Origin of the sequence: Aestuariivita sp., from assembly GCF_049276915.1 — a bacterium.
In the GTDB taxonomy this organism is placed as follows: domain Bacteria; phylum Pseudomonadota; class Alphaproteobacteria; order Rhodobacterales; family Rhodobacteraceae; genus Aestuariivita.
The window spans coordinates 31,828-46,688 of record NZ_JBASXK010000036.1 but is presented as its reverse complement, the minus strand read 5'-3'; the positions used below and the strand labels follow the sequence as shown (position 1 = coordinate 46,688).

Here is a 14,861-nt window from a genome sequence, read left to right as displayed (position 1 = left end):
GTGGCGGAAGATCTCCGGGCCAAACCGTCTGCCCGAGGTCATTCAGGGGGTTGAGTTCAAGGACGGGATCAAGCAACTTCAAAACGCCGCCTGATGAAGGCCGTCACCAACTTATGGGCATATCTCTTGGAAGGATGTATTTGATGTTTTACAAAGACGAACGGCTTGCGCTGTTCATCGATGGATCGAACCTTTATGCCGCCGCCAAAGCATTGGGATTTGACATCGACTACAAGCTGCTACGTCAGGAGTTCATGCGACGTGGCAGGTTGGTGCGGGCGTTCTACTATACTGCGTTGCTGGAAAACGACGAATACTCACCGATCCGGCCATTGGTGGACTGGTTGCAGTACAATGGCTTTACAATGGTCACAAAGCCCGCCCGCGAATACACCGACAGCATGGGTCGGCGTAAGGTCAAGGGCAACATGGATATCGAGCTGACCGTTGATGCCATGGAACTTGCCCCGCGTGTGGACCACATCGTGCTGTTTTCCGGAGATGGTGATTTCCGCTCGCTGGTGGAAAGCCTCCAGCGTCAGGGTGTGCGTGTCTCGGTTGTGTCCACGATTCGCAGCCAGCCACCAATGATCTCGGATGACCTGCGCCGCCAGGCCGAGAACTTTATCGAGCTTGATGATCTGCGCGACGTGATCGGACGCCCCCCGCGCGAGGTGCCGGTCGTGCAGGATGTTGTCGTGGCAAACAACTAGTTTCCTGCCTGCGGAAATGTCCGCAGATCCTTCAGCAGATCTTCCACCGCTGCCAGAGCCGAGGGGACATCGCGCACGATCGCGTCGATTCCGATCTGGGCGATCAGATCCGGTTCTCTATTGGTGATTTCACCGCTCAGGATAATCTTGAGGTCCGGTCGCACCACCCGCAAGGCAACCACAAGCTTGAGAAGCGCGGCGCGCTGGCGCCTGCCGGATGCCGAGAGGCCCAACAGGACAATATCCACGTCCTGCGCCGCTTCCACGATCTCATCATGGGTCATGTACACCAGATGGGTCACTTCCCACCCGGACCGGCGGAACATGTCAGCCGCCATTTCCACACCCAGGGTGTGCTGCTCACCCGGGACCGCAGCGAAGGCAAGTCGGGGTGTTTCGGTGGCAAAAGCCGGCGGGAATCTGCGGCGCAGATCATCAAGGATCATATAGATCCGCGCCATCGCAACACTGACCTCTTCAAAGGTCATTTCGCTGGTTTCCCACTGCGCTCCCAGATGGCGTGCGGCAACCGCCAGATACCCGTGATAGATCCGCTCCATCGACACACCGGCCTGATGCAACTCATCTATCATCTGATTGGCTTCGTTCTGTTGGCGCGAACAGAGCGCCTCGCACAATATGCGAATATCTTCCTTGGGTGCCGACCATTCGGGCTTGTCGCGCGAACGAAGCCGTTCGATCACCTCTTTGGCAAGCCGTTCGATCGTAGACATGGACATGACCGAACGCAGCGTTTCCAGTGTATCTTCTGGCGCTTTCGGCACGGTGTTTTGTCGGTCCTCGAGCATCTGGCCTTCCTGCTTCTGGCGAACAGCAGACGGAATCATCCACCCCTCAGAAGAATGATCATGCATCATGGATGCACAAAATCCACAAATCCAGACAGCGGCATGACGCCCCATGGGCAGGTACAGCCCAACCGCACTGCCAGCAAAGCGTCATGCGGTCTGGACGATCGTGCATGAACCCCTTACCTCTTGGGCCAAGGAGACAAAGATGACGAAGCCGCCCCTGACCCTCTATCTTGCTGCACCACGCGGCTTTTGTGCCGGCGTCGACCGTGCCATCAAGATCGTCGAAATGGCGCTTGAGAAATGGGGCGCTCCGGTCTTTGTGCGTCACGAGATCGTGCACAACAAATATGTCGTCGACAATCTGCGCGACAAAGGCGCGGTCTTCGTCGAGGAACTGGACCAATGCCCCGACGACCGACCGGTGATCTTCTCGGCCCATGGCGTGCCCAAAGCCGTCCCGGCAGCCGCCGCCGCCCGCAAGATGATCTATGTGGATGCCACCTGCCCGCTGGTCTCAAAGGTGCATATCGAAGCCCAGCGCCATCACGACAACGGCCTGCAGATGATCATGATCGGCCATGAAGGCCACCCCGAGACCGTGGGCACAATGGGCCAATTGCCCGAAGGTGAAGTCTTGCTGGTCGAAACCGTTCAGGACGTCGCCCATGTCACGGTCCGTGATCCCGAACAGCTGGCCTTCGTGACGCAGACCACGCTCAGCGTGGATGACACGGCCGATATCGTGGCAGCCTTGCAGGCCCGCTTCCCGGCGATCGTCGGCCCGCACAAGGAAGACATCTGCTATGCCACGACAAACCGCCAGGAAGCCGTCAAGGCACTGGCACCTCTGGCAGATGCCATGCTGGTGGTCGGCGCGCCGAACTCGTCGAATTCACGCCGCCTGGTCGAGGTTGGCACCAAGGCCGGCTGCAGCTATGCACAGCTGGTACAGCGCGCCACCGATATCGACTGGCGCGCCCTGGAGGGCATCACCAGCATCGGCATAACCGCCGGAGCCTCGGCCCCGGAAACGCTGGTGAACGAAGTGATCGACGCCTTTCACGACCGCTATAATGTCACCACCCGGACCGTGGAAACCGCCATCGAGAATGTCGAGTTCAAGGTTCCCCGCGTACTGCGCGAATCTGCCTGAGCCAGCAGGATGCGCATCCCCGCCGCACCGCTGATCCTGGGCCTCGCCGGGCTGATCCCCTTCCTTTGGGGCGCGGCCACCTATCTGATCGCCCCCCTGGCCGATTGGGGCAACGCGACGCTGGGCGCGCGATTTGTCGGCCCCTATGTCCAGCTGTTTTACGGATCGGTCATTCTCAGCTTCATGTCCGGCGTGCTCTGGGGCTTTGCCACCAGGGCCAACGGCGCGCAGGCCGCCACCGGCTATGTGCTCTCGGTGATCCCGGCGCTCTGGGCCTTCTTCATGACGGGTGGCGGTCCGGTCAGTGCCGGCACAAACCTGATCTTCGGCTTCCTGGGCCTGCTGATCCTGGATTACGCGTTCTTCTCATGGGGGCTGACCCCTCAATGGTGGATGCGTCTGCGCATCCTGCTCAGCGCCATCGTGATTGCCTGCCTGTCAGTCGGAGTGCTGCTATGAGCGATGCAGAAACCCGCGCCGCCTATAGCGCGCGCGCAGATGAATATGCCCGCCTGACCAACGAGGCAAACGCCGCCGATCCGCGCCTGGCCGGGTTCATCGCAGCACTCCCTGCACGGGGATCGGTCCTTGACCTGGGCTGCGGGCCGGGGGCCTCGGCGGCGGTCATGGCCAAAGCCGACCTCAGGGTCCAGGCGGTCGATGCGACCCCGGAAATGGTTCTGCTTGCCGCGCAACACCCCGGTGTCAGCGCGCGACTGGCGCGTTTTGAGGACATAACAGAGCTTCAGGCCTTTGACGGCATCTGGGCGAATTTCAGCCTTCTGCATGCCACCAAGGCAGACCTGCCCGGCCATCTCGCCCGTCTCTACCGGGCGCTGAAACCCAAAGGTCAGTTCCATATCGCGATGAAACTGGGCACCGGCGAGAAACGCGACCGGCTGGGCCGGTTCTATGCCTATTACAGCGAAGACGAGCTGGACACCCTGCTGAGCGAGGCCGGTTTCACCATCACCGAGCGCGCCTATGGCAATGATCCGGGGCTGTCGGGTGACCGGGACGACTGGATCTCGATCCGCGCCCATGCCTGATCTGTTCGCCTATACCGACGGGGCCTGCTCCGGCAATCCCGGCCCCGGTGGCTGGGGCGTATTGATGCGCGCGATGGATGGCGCAACCATTCTCAAGGAACGCGAGTTGCAGGGCGGCGAAGCCGAGACGACCAACAACCGGATGGAACTTCTGGCCGCGATCCATGCGCTGGAAACACTCGAACGGCCCTCCAGGATCACCATCATTACCGACAGCGCCTATGTGAAGAACGGTGTGACGGGCTGGATTCATGGCTGGAAACGCAATGGCTGGAAAACCGCGGCAAGAAAGCCGGTCAAGAATGTCGAACTCTGGCAGCGCCTGGACGACGCGCAGGCCCGCCATGATGTCACCTGGAAATGGGTGAAAGGCCACGCAGGCCATCCCGAAAACGAACGCGCCGACGAACTGGCGCGCGCCGGCATGTCCCCGTTCAAATCAAAGGGTGCCGCCGGCTGAACCCTCGGCCTGCACTTGCTGCCTTGCATCTTTCTGGTCGCAAATACCCAAACACCACCGTCGGCCCGGGGCACGACCAAAGCCTCGGAAGAACTGTCACCTGCGCCAGTGAAACGGCACGATGATCAGCGCGCCGATGGACGAGACGATGGCGTTCATCCCCGCGCTCGAAAACCCGAAGCCGAACATGATGCGCACAAAGTAGAACAGGAATGCCCCACCGACGCAGATGATGATGGACTGCACATACCCATTGCGCGTCCAACCGGTTTTTTCGGACGCATAGCCAATGATCCCGGCAATCACCACGGTACCCATCAAGGTCAAAAACATCTCACGTTCCTCTCAACACAGCGCCCGGCGGGATCGGGTGCCCGCGCAAGAAGACTTCGGTATCCTGCGCGCCCTTCCCGGCGCGCTGCAAGCGCAAAAGCTCGATCGCACCAGTGCCGCAGGCAACCCTCAACGCGCCATCCAGAACCTGCCCGGCATCCCCCGACCCCTCGCTGACCCGGCTGGCCAGCAGCTTCAGCCGCTCACCGTCATGCAAGGTCCAGGCCCCGGGAAAGGGCGACAGCCCGCGGATCAGGCGATCCACGTGCTCGGCGGGCAAGCTCCAGTCCACGCAGGCCTCGGCCTTGTCGATCTTGTGGGCATAGCTCACGCCCTCGACGGGCTGTGCCTCGGGCTCCAGCTGATCCAGCTTGGCAAGCACCTCCACGATCAGTTCCGCGCCCATCACCGACAGACGGTCGTGCAACGCAGAGGTGGTTTCTTCGGGCAAGATTTCCGTCGCGCGCCGCATCAGGACCGGACCGGTATCCAGACCGGCCTCCATCTGCATGATGCACACCCCGGTCCGGGTATCGCCCGCCATGATCGCGCGGTGGATGGGTGCAGCGCCGCGCCAGCGCGGCAAAAGGCTCGCATGAATATTCAGACAACCGTGGCGCGGCGCGTCCAGCACCGCCTGTGGCAGGATCAGGCCATAGGCCACGACAACCGCCACATCTGCCTTGAGATCCGCGAATTCCGCCTGCGCTTGCGCCGTTTTCAGCGAGATCGGGTGGCGGACCTCGAGGCCCAGCGTCAGGGCGCGGGCATGCACCGGCGTGGGGCGATCCTTTTTGCCACGCCCTGCGGGCCGGGGCGGCTGGCAATAGACGCAGGCGATCTCGTGACCCGCCGAGACCAGCGCCTCCAGTACCGGAACGGAAAACTCCGGGGTTCCCATGAAGACGACTCTCATGCGCGCGCCACCAAGACCCGTGTCACAGCTGGACCTTGCGCGCCTTGCGCAACAGCATGCCGCGTTTCATCTTCGAGAGGTTGTCGAAATACATCCGGCCATTCAGGTGATCGATCTGATGTTGCACACTGGTGGACTCGAGATCCGAGAACTCGCGCTGGGTGATCGCGCCATGCTCATCCAGATACTGCACCGTCACCCGCTGCGGCCGCTTGAACCTGGCCGACACGCCCGGCAGGTTGGGCGAGGCCTCGTCATGTTCGCGCAGCTCGGTTGACGCCTGAAGGATCACCGGATTGGCCAATCGCACCGCGCGCCCCCGCTCATCCGAGCCATCCACAACCGCCAGACGCAGCATCACACCGATCTGGGGCGCGGCCAGCCCGACACCGGGCATGGCCTCCATCGTGTCGATCATGTCCGCCCAGATCGCGCGGATCTCATCCGTGATCTCATCGACAGGGGCCGCGGGCGTGCGCAAACGCTTGTCGGGCCAGCTCAGGCAGACACGCACGTTCATGCGGCATACTCCGCTTCGGCCCGCGCGCGGTCTTCGGCCGACAGCCGATCCAGCGTCACGATCCCGTTGAGGTGATCCAGTTCATGCTGAACACAGGCGGCGGCGAACCCCGTGAACACCTGGCTGATCCGCGCACCCTCAAGCGAGGTCCAGACCAGATGCACGCTGTCGGGGCGCGTGATCCGCGTCGTCACGCCCGGGATCGACAGGCAGCCCTCATCGCCGTCCACCAATGTTTCGCTTGCCTGCAGGATCTCGGGGTTGATGTACACCTGCGGATCAGGCCGTCCCTCTTTCCACGAGACATCCGTCACGAACATCCGGTTCAGCACGCCGATCTGAGGCGCGGCCAGCCCGCGCCCCGGTGCGGCATACATGGTCTCAAGCATGTCTTCGGCCTGCGCCCTGATCTCTGCGGTGATCTCATCGACGGGGTCGCACCGCGTGCTCAGCCGCGCATCCGGCCATGTCACGATCTCGCGCAGGCTCATGGGCGCGCCCGCTCGCGCTTGAGCTTTTGCATCTTGCGCGTGATCAGCTGACGCCTGAGAGGCTTGAGGTAATCGATGAACAGCTTGCCATCCAGATGGTCGATCTCATGCTGCACGCAGGTCGCCCAAAGCCCGTCAAACACCTCTTGTTGCGCCTTGCCATCCCGGTCCAGCCAGGCAACCTCGACCTCCTTCGGGCGGGTCACATCGGCATAATGTTCCGGAATGGACAGACACCCCTCTTCATAGACATTCGTCTCGTCCGAGGAGGCGACGATCTCGGGGTTGAACATGATCAGCGGTCTGGGCGCGGCCTCGTCCGGCTTGACGCAATCCAGCACGATCAGACGGTTCATCTCACCGACCTGAGGGGCCGCCAACCCGATACCGGGCGCGGCATACATGGTTTCCAGCATATCATCGGCCAGCTGGCGCAGGCTGTCGGACAGATCGTCGACAGCCGGGCACAGCTTTTTCAGCCTTGGGTCGGGGTGCAAAAGGATCGAGCGTTTCATGCGCCACGATTTAGGCGGTCTTGGATCACATCGCAACGCCTCTTGCACCTGCGCCCCAGCAGGTTAGCTTGCCAATCAGCAACATTCCGGAGATCAGCCATGAGTTTTGACGACATCATCGACCGCCGCGGCAGTCACTGCATAAAGTGGGACATGATGGAGAAACTCTATGGTGTGCCGGCCGGTGACGGTATCGCCATGTGGGTGGCGGATATGGATTTCCGCCCGCCCGAGGTCATTCAGAACGCTCTGAATGCGCTGATCGATCATGGCATCTATGGCTATTTCGGAGATGACAGCGCCTATCTGGCCTCGATCCGGTGGTGGATGTCAGAGCGTCACGGCTGGAGCGTGGATCCGTCCTGGATTTTCACCACCCATGGCCTGGTCAACGGCACGGCGATGTGTATCGATGCCTTCTCGAAACCCGGCGATGGCATCGTGCTGATGACCCCTGTCTATCACGCATTCGCCAAGGTGATCCGTGCAGCAGGGCGCGCGGTCGTGGAATGCGAGATGATCAACGACTCGGGCCACTACGAGCTGGATATCGCGGCCTGGGATGCACAGATGCAGGGCCATGAAACCATGATGATCCTGTGTTCGCCGCATAATCCCGGCGGGCGCGTCTGGACGCGGGCCGAATTGCAGCAGATCGCCGATTTCGCCAAACGTCACGACCTGATCTTGGTCTCGGATGAGATCCACCATGATCTGGTGATGCCAGGCCATACCCATATACCGATGGCAACGGTGGATGCCTCGATCACTGACCGGCTGGTGATGATGACGGCCACCACCAAGACCTTCAACATCGCAGGCGCGCATTCGGGCAATGTGATCATCGAAGACCCTGAGTTGCGCAGCAGGTTCGGCGCGCGCATGGCGGCATTTGGCCTCTCGCCCAACTCGTTTGGTCTGTTCATGGCAACCGCCGCATATTCGCCCGAAGGTGCCGCCTGGGTGGACGAGCTGGTGGCCTATCTCGACGGGAACCGCAAACTCTTTGACGCGGGCGTGAATGCCATCCCCGGTCTCAGCTCCATGGCGCTGGAGTCCACCTATCTTGCCTGGGTCGATTTCTCGGGCACGGGAATGGACATGGCCGATTTCACAGGCCGCGTCCAACAGGGCGCAAGGATCGCCGTGAACCACGGCCCCACATTCGGCAAGGGCGGAGACAGCTTTCTGCGTTTCAACATCGCCACGCCGCGCGCGCGCGTTCAGGACGCTGTCGAACGGCTGTCACAGGCATTCGCCGATCTGCAGTAAGCCACGCGCTTTCGATCAGACCCGGCACCCGGCAGGGCAGCTATCCCTTGCCAAGCAAGGCCACCGGCGCATCAGGCGCGCGGTAGAAATCCAGAGGCGCTGTCTCATGTGCTTCGGTGGACCACTTGAACTCATAGCGCATCTCACCCGCCTCTTCCTCAGAGGCAATGATCAGACACTGCGCCAGATGGCGCGCGCCGTCATAAAGGTCGACATGACCACGCAAGGACGGGGCCAGCGCGGCCTCGACCGCGAAGCCACCTTGCCACATACGCAGCACGGGAAACGTCATCGCATCCGAGTCGACACGCAAGCGCGACGTCTTTCTCAGCGCGGCAATACGCGCGGTATCAAGGTCCTGCTGGACCTCTTTGGGCAGAAAAGTCGTCATGGGCGGCTCCATCCAAGCTCAGGATACACTCTGCGCTGATTCCCTTAAATTTCAAATGACACGCATCAGCACCAGCACACGGTGTTGCAAATTGTGCACTGACGCAGGGTGGTTGCGCGGACCTTCAGGCTGGGTCTTCGGCACGAAGCGCTTATGTTAAGGCAACACCAGAAGAAGGAATGGCGATATGGGACTGCTTGTTGACGGGGTCTGGCATGACGAATGGTACGATACCACATCCACGGGCGGCAAATTCGTGCGCTCGGCTTCGCAGTTCCGCAACTGGATCACCCCCGATGGCAGCGCAGGCCCATCCGGGCGCGACGGTTTCGCCGCACAAAGCGGGCGCTATCACCTCTATGTCTCCTATGCCTGCCCCTGGGCACATCGCACGCTGATCTTTCGCAAACTCAAAGGTCTCGAAGATCACATCACCGTATCTTCCGTGCACCCGGACATGCTGACCAAAGGCTGGACCTTCCAGACGGATGATCATGGTGCCTTGGGGGATGCTCTGTTTGGCGCTGACTTTGCCCATCAGATCTATACCCGCGCGGATCCGGAATACTCCGGGCGCGTGACCGTGCCGATCCTCTGGGACAAAGACCAGAACACGATGGTGTCCAACGAAAGCTCCGAGATCATCCGGATGCTCAACAGCGCCTTTGACGACATCACGGGCAACACCGATGACTATTGGCCCCAGGACATGCGCGATGCCATCGAAGAGGTGAACGAGCGGGTCTATTCGCAGGTCAACAACGGGGTCTACAAATCCGGTTTTGCAACCACGCAAGAGGCCTATGACGAGGCGGTGCGCGAATTGTTCGACACTCTGGACTGGCTCGAGGCCCGTCTGTCAGGCAACCGATACCTGATGGGCACGCGGATCACCGAAGCCGACTGGCGCCTGTTCACCACGCTGATCCGGTTCGATCCGGTCTATCACCTGCATTTCAAATGCAACCGCCGCCGGATCATCGACTACCCCAATCTCTGGGCCTACACGCGCGAGCTTTACCAATGGCCGGGCGTTGCCGAAACGGTGAACATGGCTCACATCGTGCGCCATTACCATTACAGCCACGACTCGATTAATCCCTACCGTATCATCCCGATCAATCCCGTGCTCGACTACACCGAACCCCACGGGCGCGGTTAAGAAGCGGCGGCATAATACTCGACCATGGCCGCCAGATCCTCGGGTGGCGTCGAGGATTGCAGGAATGCGCAGGCATTGGGGCTGTGGGCAAAGATCGAACCGTCGGAAAAGAACGTCGTGTTGGTGACGAAGATCACCCGTGCGTCCGGCTGGCGATAACTGGCGAAATCCGCCACCGCCAAGGCGCTGCCACCCGGCAGCACCAGATCCAGAACAATGATATCGAACGCCTTGTCATAGAGCGCAAGAATCGCGCCTTCCTGGCTTGAGACAAGGTCAACATCACCGCCCTGTCGCTGTAGATGGCGCTGCCACAACTGACCCAGTTCGAGCTGGCTTTGTACGATCAGAACATTCATGTTTGCTTCCTGGGAGGGCTTTGCTCACATCCACGATGTGCTCCCGTCTTAACGGTTTGTTGGGAAATGATTAACAAATCCTTAACGGCTCACGAGAGGGCTTAACATCGCGGTGTTTTCCAAGCAAAACCGGCGGAAACTCGCCCGCCACCGGGCTTACCCAAGGGAACCTTTATGCCTCAATCCGCCCCCTCTAGCGCCCAGCGTGATCACGGTGGCAATCTGGATGCGGCCATCACGCAATATGGCGGTTCGCGCAGGGACTGGCTGGATCTGTCAACCGGCATAAACCCGACGCCCTACCCCCTCTCGACGCTGGCGCCCAGCGACTGGACCGACCTGCCGGACGCAGCCGCCCAATCGGGCCTTGCGGATGCGGCGCGGTCATTCTGGCAGGTGCCGCAGGCCGCCAGCATTCTGCCCGCACCCGGAGCATCGGCGCTGATCGCACGCCTGCCCGGTCTTGCCGCAATCGGCAGGGTCAGGATCACACCGCCCACCTATAACGAACATGCCGCCGCCTTTGCCGCTGCCGGTTGGTCGGTCACGGACACCGGCAAGGCGGATGCGCGCGTGCTGGTGCATCCCAACAATCCCGACGGGAGGCTGTTTTGCGCGGATGATGTCTCGGCCCCCCTCACGATCATCGATGAAAGCTTCTGCGACGTGATGCCGGACAAAAGCCTGATCGCCGAGGCCACCCGCCCCGGCGTCGTCATCCTGAAAAGCTTTGGGAAATTCTGGGGCCTTGCCGGTCTGCGCCTTGGCTTTGCCATCGCCCACCCCGCCACCATCGCACCGCTGCGCGATATGCTCGGGCCTTGGTCCGTCTCGGGTCCGGCCCTTCGCATCGGCACGCAGGCCCTGTGCGACAGCGACTGGGCCGCCAAGACCCGTCTGGCGCTGGCCGAGGCGCGCACGCGACTGGACCGGGCCATGACCGGGGCCGGGGCAGAGATCCGGGGCGGTACCGATCTCTTTGGTCTCTACCAGGTGGAGGATGCCGCACTCTGGCAAGACCGGCTGGCGCGGGCGCATGTCTGGACGCGCATCTTTCCCTATTCCCGCACCCTGATCCGCCTTGGCCTGCCGTCATCGGATCACTGGGCAAAACTGGAAACCGCCCTGTGAGCGCCGCGATCCTGTCAGCCGCCCTCGTGCTGGATGCCGCGCTGGGAGAGCCGAACTGGCTCTGGTCGCGCCTGACGCATCCGGCGGTTCTGATGGGGCGCGCGGTCAGCTGGTGCGACACCCGCTTCAATCAGGGCACCGACAAGCGCAAGGGCGGGATCACAACGGTCGCGCTTCTGCTCGCGGGTGCCATCGTTCTGGGCCTTGTCCTGTCGCTCTTCGGCCCTCTGGTCGAGATGATCGTTGCGGCCATATTGCTGGCGCAGCGCTCGCTTGTTCAGCATGTTCAGGCCGTGGCCGATGCCCTGCGCCTGTCAGTTGCCGACGGGCGCATGATGGTCGCCCGTATCGTCAGCCGGGACACGGCCCAGATGGATCAAGGCGACATCTCGCGCGCCGCCATCGAAAGCGCCGCCGAGAACCTCTCGGACGGCGTCATCGCGCCGGCCTTCTGGTTCCTGATCGCCGGCCTGCCCGGCATTCTGGCCTATAAGGCCGTCAACACCGCCGACAGCATGATCGGCTATCGCACCGAAAAATACGAAGAGTTCGGCTGGGCCGCCGCACGTCTGGATGACGTCATGAACTGGATCCCGGCCCGCCTGACCGCGCTTCTGATCGCGCTGTCTTCGCGGCTGCTGAGCGGGTGGGGCGCCATCCGCGATGATGCCGGGCTGCATCGCTCGCCCAATGCTGGTTGGCCCGAAGCCGCCATGGCGCGCGTCCTCGACGTCGCCCTGTCCGGCCCGCGCATCTATGATGGAGAACGCCACAACCTGCCCTTTGTCCATGAAGACGGCGCGCATGACATCGGCCCCGAATCCATCGACGCGGCAACAAGGACGCTCTGGCGCGCCTGGGGGCTGATGCTGGCTCTGTGCGTAGTGATTGCGATTTTCTGACCAGCGCTTACTGTGCGCGAAATTGGTTTGTCAGGATTTATCATGCGCGTTTTTGCATCTCTCACAGCTTTCTTCATGCTTGCAACACCCCTCCACGCGGCCTGTGGCGGCGCTTTCGGAACCTTCGTCTCGGGCCTCAAGGAAGAAGCCATCGCACGCGGCCACGCGGCGGCAACCGTCAATGCGTTCTTTGCCCAGGCGCGTCTGGATGAGGCCGTGATCCGCGCCGACCGGGCGCAAGGCGTGTTCCAGCGCCCTTTCGTCGATTTCTCCCGCCGCCTGATTTCGCAAAGCCGCATTGACCGGGGTCGGCAGAACGCGCGGACCTATGCCTCGACCTTCGAGCGCATCGAACAGCAATTCGGCGTGTCACGCGGCGTGCTGCTGGCATTCTGGGCCTTCGAGACGGACTACGGCGCGTTCCAGGGCGATTTCAACACGCTCAACGCGCTGGTCACGCTCAGCCATGACTGCCGCCGCCCGGACCTGTTCCGCCCACAGATCTTTGCCGCGCTCAAACTCTATGAGGCCGGAGATTTCGACCCGGTGCGCACCACCGGCGCATGGGCCGGTGAAATCGGCATGGTGCAGATGCTGCCACAGGACATTCTTGAAAACGGCGTGGATGGCGATGGCGACGGCCATGTCTATCTGAAAACCTCGGCGCAGGACGCGCTGATGTCAGGCGGCAAAATGCTGCAACATCTCGGCTGGCGCGCCGGAGAGCCCTGGCTGGAAGAAATCAGCCTGCCCGCCGACATGGACTGGAGCCTGACCGGCCTGCAGACCCAGAAACCGGCCCGGGACTGGGCTGCCCTGGGCGTCACTCCCCGGTCCGGTCAGTTTGCCCGCCCCGACCTGCCGGCATCGGTGATCATCCCGCAGGGCCACAAGGGTCCCGCCTTCCTGACCTATCCGAATTTCCGCGTCTATTTCGAATGGAACCAGAGCTTTACCTATGTGCTGACCGCCGCTTACTTCGCAACCCGTCTCGAAGGCGCACCGGTCTATGATGCAGGCACTCCCGAACCCGGCCTTGACCCCGATCAGATGAAAGCGCTGCAGCGCAAGCTGCAGGAACGCGGTCACGATGTGGGCGGGATCGACGGCATTCTGGGCGCGGGAACACGCGCGGCCGTTCGTCTGGAACAGGCCCGCCTGGGACTTCCCGTGGATGCCTGGCCCACGCGCGCGCTCCTGAACGGTCTCTGAGCCCGAAGCCCGACCGCTCACATGGCCGCGCGAACCGCTGCCATGTGGTCGGGCCTGATGCCACAGCATCCCCCGATCACCTGCACGTTTCGTGCCAGCCACCGACTGGTGAGCGCTGCATAGTCCTGCGGCGCGATGGTGCCCTCGAAGTTCCATTGGGGATCGATGAATTCGCCGGAATGCGCATAGACGCCAACGATGCCGGGCCAGTGTTCATCGGTGACATCAAGGCAGGCATCGACATATTTGACATCCGTATGCATGATATTGACCACGGGTACGTTGTGCCCCTCCAGAGACGCAAGCGCATCCGACAAGGGTTCGCCGTTGTAAAGGCACATCCGGCCGCTGTCATCGGGCTCACAGCTGAAGCCGACCCAGACCGGCAAACCACTGGTCTGCGCGGCTTTCAATGTCACCAGCATGCGGTCAATATCGACCATCATTTCCAGCATCAAAAGGTCCGCCCCTGCGCGCGCCATGATGGCTGACTGGGCCATGACCCCCTCGGCAAGCACCTCAAGGGGAGGATGGTTTTCGGTAAAGGACCAGTACGAAATTCCACCTGCAATCAGAACCTCTGGACTGTGCATCCTGTCGCGGGCCTCGCAAGCCAGTTCCACGCCCCGGCGATTGTACTCTTCGAACAGATGATCGACACCTGCGTCTCTCAGCGTGTGGCGGGATGTGGCGAATGTGTTTGAAATGACGATCTGTGCGCCATGGCGAATGTAATCCTCGTGGATGCTGCGCACGATGACGGGATGGGACAGCGTACCGCCACCGTTCCACGCGTTTTCCAGTTGTGGAACACCGCGCCTTTCAACCTCGGTCCCGGTTCCGCCATCAATCAGAATGGTCTCTGCCCCCTGCAGGCGGGTCAGCAATGTCTCATAGCGCGCCATTCTCAAGACTCCTTTGGGCATCATGGCCATGTCCGCATGTGGTCTGGCAGCGCCTTCACGCATCAAGACAGCTCAACACCCAACACAGCTTGAACGTAAGGATCAGCTCCCTGCCGGGTCAAGACTACGCGGCGCAGGACTTGGCTCAGGGCAGAATGCCCGCCTCGGATTTGACCGGATAGCGTTCGCCACGCGCCGTCAACAACACCAGCCGCCCGCCATTGCGCACATACATGTCGCAGCGTTCAAACCCGTTGCGGTACTCGATGCAGATGCGCCCGCCCTCCTCGACCCGGAACCGACCGAACGCGGTCCCGCCGCCATTGGCATAGGTATAGGAATAAGCCCCGCCCGCGGAAAACAGCGAAACGCCATCGTCGAAGTAAGTCAGGGATCCGCCATCCGCGATCAGCGCCAGAGCCGATGCATCCAGAACCACATCCGAGGTGCGCAGGTTGAACTCCTGTGCCGCGGCGCTGCTGGCCAAAACGGCCAGGACCGGCCAGAGTTTCAAGCTTTTCATCCGACCAGCCTAGACCATCTGTCAAACGGCGCGGATCAC

Annotated in this window: 20 protein-coding genes; 10 read left to right on the top strand and 10 right to left on the bottom strand. The window is 61.7% G+C overall.

What is annotated here, in order from left to right; genetic code table 11:
- Nucleotides 1-143 precede the first annotated feature (143 nt).
- Nucleotides 144-713 (top strand): NYN domain-containing protein, encoded by a 570-nt coding sequence (locus WAO69_RS03665; protein WP_422176694.1) that lies wholly within the window; start codon nucleotides 144-146, stop codon nucleotides 711-713.
- On the opposite strand, the gene WAO69_RS03660 is transcribed toward WAO69_RS03665, so the two are convergent.
- Entirely contained in the window at nucleotides 710-1,522 is an 813-nt protein-coding gene (locus tag WAO69_RS03660) for a cobalamin B12-binding domain-containing protein (protein WP_422176693.1), read from the bottom strand. The two genes, WAO69_RS03665 and WAO69_RS03660, sit on opposite strands and share 4 nt — an antisense overlap.
- Nucleotides 1,523-1,730: 208 nt before the next feature.
- On the opposite strand from WAO69_RS03660, the gene ispH reads away from it, so the two are divergent.
- Genes ispH through rnhA form a run of 4 tightly spaced genes read left to right on the top strand, consistent with a single transcriptional unit; the run spans nucleotide 1,731 to nucleotide 4,190 of the window.
- Nucleotides 1,731-2,681: a 4-hydroxy-3-methylbut-2-enyl diphosphate reductase gene (ispH, locus tag WAO69_RS03655; RefSeq protein WP_422176692.1), complete on the top strand. Its 951-nt coding sequence runs from the start codon at nucleotides 1,731-1,733 to the stop codon at nucleotides 2,679-2,681.
- A 9-nt stretch (nucleotides 2,682-2,690) separates the two neighbouring features.
- Entirely contained in the window at nucleotides 2,691-3,140 is a 450-nt protein-coding gene (locus WAO69_RS03650; protein WP_422176691.1) for a DUF3429 domain-containing protein, read from the top strand.
- Nucleotides 3,137-3,730 (top strand): class I SAM-dependent DNA methyltransferase, encoded by a 594-nt coding sequence (locus WAO69_RS03645; protein ID WP_422176690.1) that lies wholly within the window; start codon nucleotides 3,137-3,139, stop codon nucleotides 3,728-3,730. The genes WAO69_RS03650 and WAO69_RS03645 overlap by 4 nt, the downstream gene beginning before the upstream one ends.
- Nucleotides 3,723-4,190: a ribonuclease HI gene (gene rnhA, locus WAO69_RS03640; RefSeq protein WP_422176689.1), complete on the top strand. Its 468-nt coding sequence runs from the start codon at nucleotides 3,723-3,725 to the stop codon at nucleotides 4,188-4,190. Before WAO69_RS03645 ends, rnhA begins: the two co-directional genes overlap by 8 nt.
- Before the next feature lie 96 nt (nucleotides 4,191-4,286).
- Here the strand turns inward: rnhA and WAO69_RS03635 are convergent, their stop codons facing one another.
- From WAO69_RS03635 to def (WAO69_RS03615), 5 genes are read right to left on the bottom strand one after another with little or no spacing between them, the layout of a single operon-like run.
- On the bottom strand, nucleotides 4,287-4,523 hold the full coding sequence (locus tag WAO69_RS03635) for a hypothetical protein (protein WP_422176688.1): 237 nt from the start codon (nucleotides 4,521-4,523) through the stop codon (nucleotides 4,287-4,289).
- Nucleotide 4,524: 1 nt separating this feature from the next.
- Nucleotides 4,525-5,439 (bottom strand): methionyl-tRNA formyltransferase, encoded by a 915-nt coding sequence (gene fmt / locus WAO69_RS03630; RefSeq protein WP_422176687.1) that lies wholly within the window; start codon nucleotides 5,437-5,439, stop codon nucleotides 4,525-4,527.
- 22 nt (nucleotides 5,440-5,461) lie between these two features.
- Nucleotides 5,462-5,959 carry a peptide deformylase gene (def, locus tag WAO69_RS03625; protein ID WP_422176686.1) on the bottom strand — a complete coding sequence of 166 codons (498 nt, stop codon included), beginning with the start codon at nucleotides 5,957-5,959 and terminating at the stop codon, nucleotides 5,462-5,464.
- Nucleotides 5,956-6,450, bottom strand: coding sequence for a peptide deformylase (def, locus tag WAO69_RS03620; RefSeq protein ID WP_422176685.1), 495 nt, complete (start codon nucleotides 6,448-6,450; stop codon nucleotides 5,956-5,958). The genes def (WAO69_RS03625) and def (WAO69_RS03620) overlap by 4 nt, the downstream gene beginning before the upstream one ends.
- Complete coding sequence (gene def / locus WAO69_RS03615) at nucleotides 6,447-6,965, bottom strand: peptide deformylase (protein WP_422176684.1); 519 nt, start codon at nucleotides 6,963-6,965, stop codon at nucleotides 6,447-6,449. The genes def (WAO69_RS03620) and def (WAO69_RS03615) overlap by 4 nt, the downstream gene beginning before the upstream one ends.
- Nucleotides 6,966-7,064: 99 nt before the next feature.
- On the opposite strand from def (WAO69_RS03615), the gene WAO69_RS03610 reads away from it, so the two are divergent.
- Entirely contained in the window at nucleotides 7,065-8,237 is a 1,173-nt protein-coding gene (locus tag WAO69_RS03610; protein WP_422176683.1) for a MalY/PatB family protein, read from the top strand.
- A gap of 40 nt (nucleotides 8,238-8,277) precedes the next feature.
- Here WAO69_RS03610 and WAO69_RS03605 read toward each other — a convergent pair whose 3' ends face one another.
- A complete protein-coding gene (locus WAO69_RS03605) occupies nucleotides 8,278-8,628 on the bottom strand; it encodes a hypothetical protein (RefSeq protein ID WP_422176682.1) in 351 nt (116 codons plus the stop codon).
- A gap of 187 nt (nucleotides 8,629-8,815) precedes the next feature.
- Here WAO69_RS03605 and WAO69_RS03600 point away from each other — a divergent pair, with 187 nt between their 5' ends.
- The gene (locus WAO69_RS03600; RefSeq protein ID WP_422176681.1) at nucleotides 8,816-9,790 is read left to right on the top strand and encodes a glutathione S-transferase family protein; all 975 of its coding nucleotides are present in this window, start codon (nucleotides 8,816-8,818) and stop codon (nucleotides 9,788-9,790) included.
- Here WAO69_RS03600 and WAO69_RS03595 read toward each other — a convergent pair.
- Nucleotides 9,787-10,149 carry a response regulator transcription factor gene (locus WAO69_RS03595; protein WP_422176680.1) on the bottom strand — a complete coding sequence of 121 codons (363 nt, stop codon included), beginning with the start codon at nucleotides 10,147-10,149 and terminating at the stop codon, nucleotides 9,787-9,789. The genes WAO69_RS03600 and WAO69_RS03595 overlap by 4 nt on opposite strands.
- A 174-nt stretch (nucleotides 10,150-10,323) precedes the next feature.
- Here WAO69_RS03595 and WAO69_RS03590 point away from each other — a divergent pair, with 174 nt between their 5' ends.
- Genes WAO69_RS03590 through WAO69_RS03580 form a run of 3 tightly spaced genes read left to right on the top strand, consistent with a single transcriptional unit; the run spans nucleotide 10,324 to nucleotide 13,394 of the window.
- Complete coding sequence (locus WAO69_RS03590; RefSeq protein WP_422176679.1) at nucleotides 10,324-11,280, top strand: threonine-phosphate decarboxylase; 957 nt, start codon at nucleotides 10,324-10,326, stop codon at nucleotides 11,278-11,280.
- Nucleotides 11,277-12,182 (top strand): adenosylcobinamide-phosphate synthase CbiB, encoded by a 906-nt coding sequence (cbiB, locus tag WAO69_RS03585; protein WP_422176678.1) that lies wholly within the window; start codon nucleotides 11,277-11,279, stop codon nucleotides 12,180-12,182. Before WAO69_RS03590 ends, cbiB begins: the two co-directional genes overlap by 4 nt.
- 42 nt (nucleotides 12,183-12,224) lie before the next feature.
- Complete coding sequence (locus WAO69_RS03580) at nucleotides 12,225-13,394, top strand: lytic murein transglycosylase (RefSeq protein ID WP_422176677.1); 1,170 nt, start codon at nucleotides 12,225-12,227, stop codon at nucleotides 13,392-13,394.
- Between the two features lie 17 nt (nucleotides 13,395-13,411).
- Here WAO69_RS03580 and WAO69_RS03575 read toward each other — a convergent pair whose 3' ends face one another.
- Both WAO69_RS03575 and WAO69_RS03570 read right to left on the bottom strand, forming a co-directional pair.
- Nucleotides 13,412-14,299, bottom strand: coding sequence for a homocysteine S-methyltransferase family protein (locus WAO69_RS03575; RefSeq protein WP_422176676.1), 888 nt, complete (start codon nucleotides 14,297-14,299; stop codon nucleotides 13,412-13,414).
- A 145-nt stretch (nucleotides 14,300-14,444) separates the two neighbouring features.
- Nucleotides 14,445-14,822: a hypothetical protein gene (locus WAO69_RS03570; RefSeq protein ID WP_422176675.1), complete on the bottom strand. Its 378-nt coding sequence runs from the start codon at nucleotides 14,820-14,822 to the stop codon at nucleotides 14,445-14,447.
- Between the last annotated feature and the right edge of the window lie 39 nt (nucleotides 14,823-14,861).

What these genes read in the sequence shown, in the direction of transcription:
- WAO69_RS03570 (WP_422176675.1), bottom strand. Translation starts at nt 14,822, where the DNA reads ATGAAAAGCTTGAAACTCTGGCCGGTCCTGGCCGTTTTGGCCAGCAGC.
- WAO69_RS03580 (WP_422176677.1), top strand. Translation starts at nt 12,225, where the DNA reads ATGCGCGTTTTTGCATCTCTCACAGCTTTCTTCATGCTTGCAACACCC.
- WAO69_RS03590 (WP_422176679.1), top strand. Translation starts at nt 10,324, where the DNA reads ATGCCTCAATCCGCCCCCTCTAGCGCCCAGCGTGATCACGGTGGCAAT.
- WAO69_RS03610 (WP_422176683.1), top strand. Translation starts at nt 7,065, where the DNA reads ATGAGTTTTGACGACATCATCGACCGCCGCGGCAGTCACTGCATAAAG.
- WAO69_RS03635 (WP_422176688.1), bottom strand. Translation starts at nt 4,523, where the DNA reads ATGTTTTTGACCTTGATGGGTACCGTGGTGATTGCCGGGATCATTGGC.
- WAO69_RS03660 (WP_422176693.1), bottom strand. Translation starts at nt 1,522, where the DNA reads ATGCTCGAGGACCGACAAAACACCGTGCCGAAAGCGCCAGAAGATACA.
- WAO69_RS03650 (WP_422176691.1), top strand. Translation starts at nt 2,691, where the DNA reads ATGCGCATCCCCGCCGCACCGCTGATCCTGGGCCTCGCCGGGCTGATC.
- def (WP_422176686.1), bottom strand. Translation starts at nt 5,959, where the DNA reads ATGAACGTGCGTGTCTGCCTGAGCTGGCCCGACAAGCGTTTGCGCACG.
- WAO69_RS03665 (WP_422176694.1), top strand. Translation starts at nt 144, where the DNA reads ATGTTTTACAAAGACGAACGGCTTGCGCTGTTCATCGATGGATCGAAC.
- ispH (WP_422176692.1), top strand. Translation starts at nt 1,731, where the DNA reads ATGACGAAGCCGCCCCTGACCCTCTATCTTGCTGCACCACGCGGCTTT.
- rnhA (WP_422176689.1), top strand. Translation starts at nt 3,723, where the DNA reads ATGCCTGATCTGTTCGCCTATACCGACGGGGCCTGCTCCGGCAATCCC.
- WAO69_RS03645 (WP_422176690.1), top strand. Translation starts at nt 3,137, where the DNA reads ATGAGCGATGCAGAAACCCGCGCCGCCTATAGCGCGCGCGCAGATGAA.
- def (WP_422176685.1), bottom strand. Translation starts at nt 6,450, where the DNA reads ATGAGCCTGCGCGAGATCGTGACATGGCCGGATGCGCGGCTGAGCACG.
- WAO69_RS03575 (WP_422176676.1), bottom strand. Translation starts at nt 14,299, where the DNA reads ATGGCGCGCTATGAGACATTGCTGACCCGCCTGCAGGGGGCAGAGACC.
- def (WP_422176684.1), bottom strand. Translation starts at nt 6,965, where the DNA reads ATGAAACGCTCGATCCTTTTGCACCCCGACCCAAGGCTGAAAAAGCTG.
- WAO69_RS03595 (WP_422176680.1), bottom strand. Translation starts at nt 10,149, where the DNA reads ATGAATGTTCTGATCGTACAAAGCCAGCTCGAACTGGGTCAGTTGTGG.
- WAO69_RS03600 (WP_422176681.1), top strand. Translation starts at nt 8,816, where the DNA reads ATGGGACTGCTTGTTGACGGGGTCTGGCATGACGAATGGTACGATACC.
- WAO69_RS03605 (WP_422176682.1), bottom strand. Translation starts at nt 8,628, where the DNA reads ATGACGACTTTTCTGCCCAAAGAGGTCCAGCAGGACCTTGATACCGCG.
- fmt (WP_422176687.1), bottom strand. Translation starts at nt 5,439, where the DNA reads ATGAGAGTCGTCTTCATGGGAACCCCGGAGTTTTCCGTTCCGGTACTG.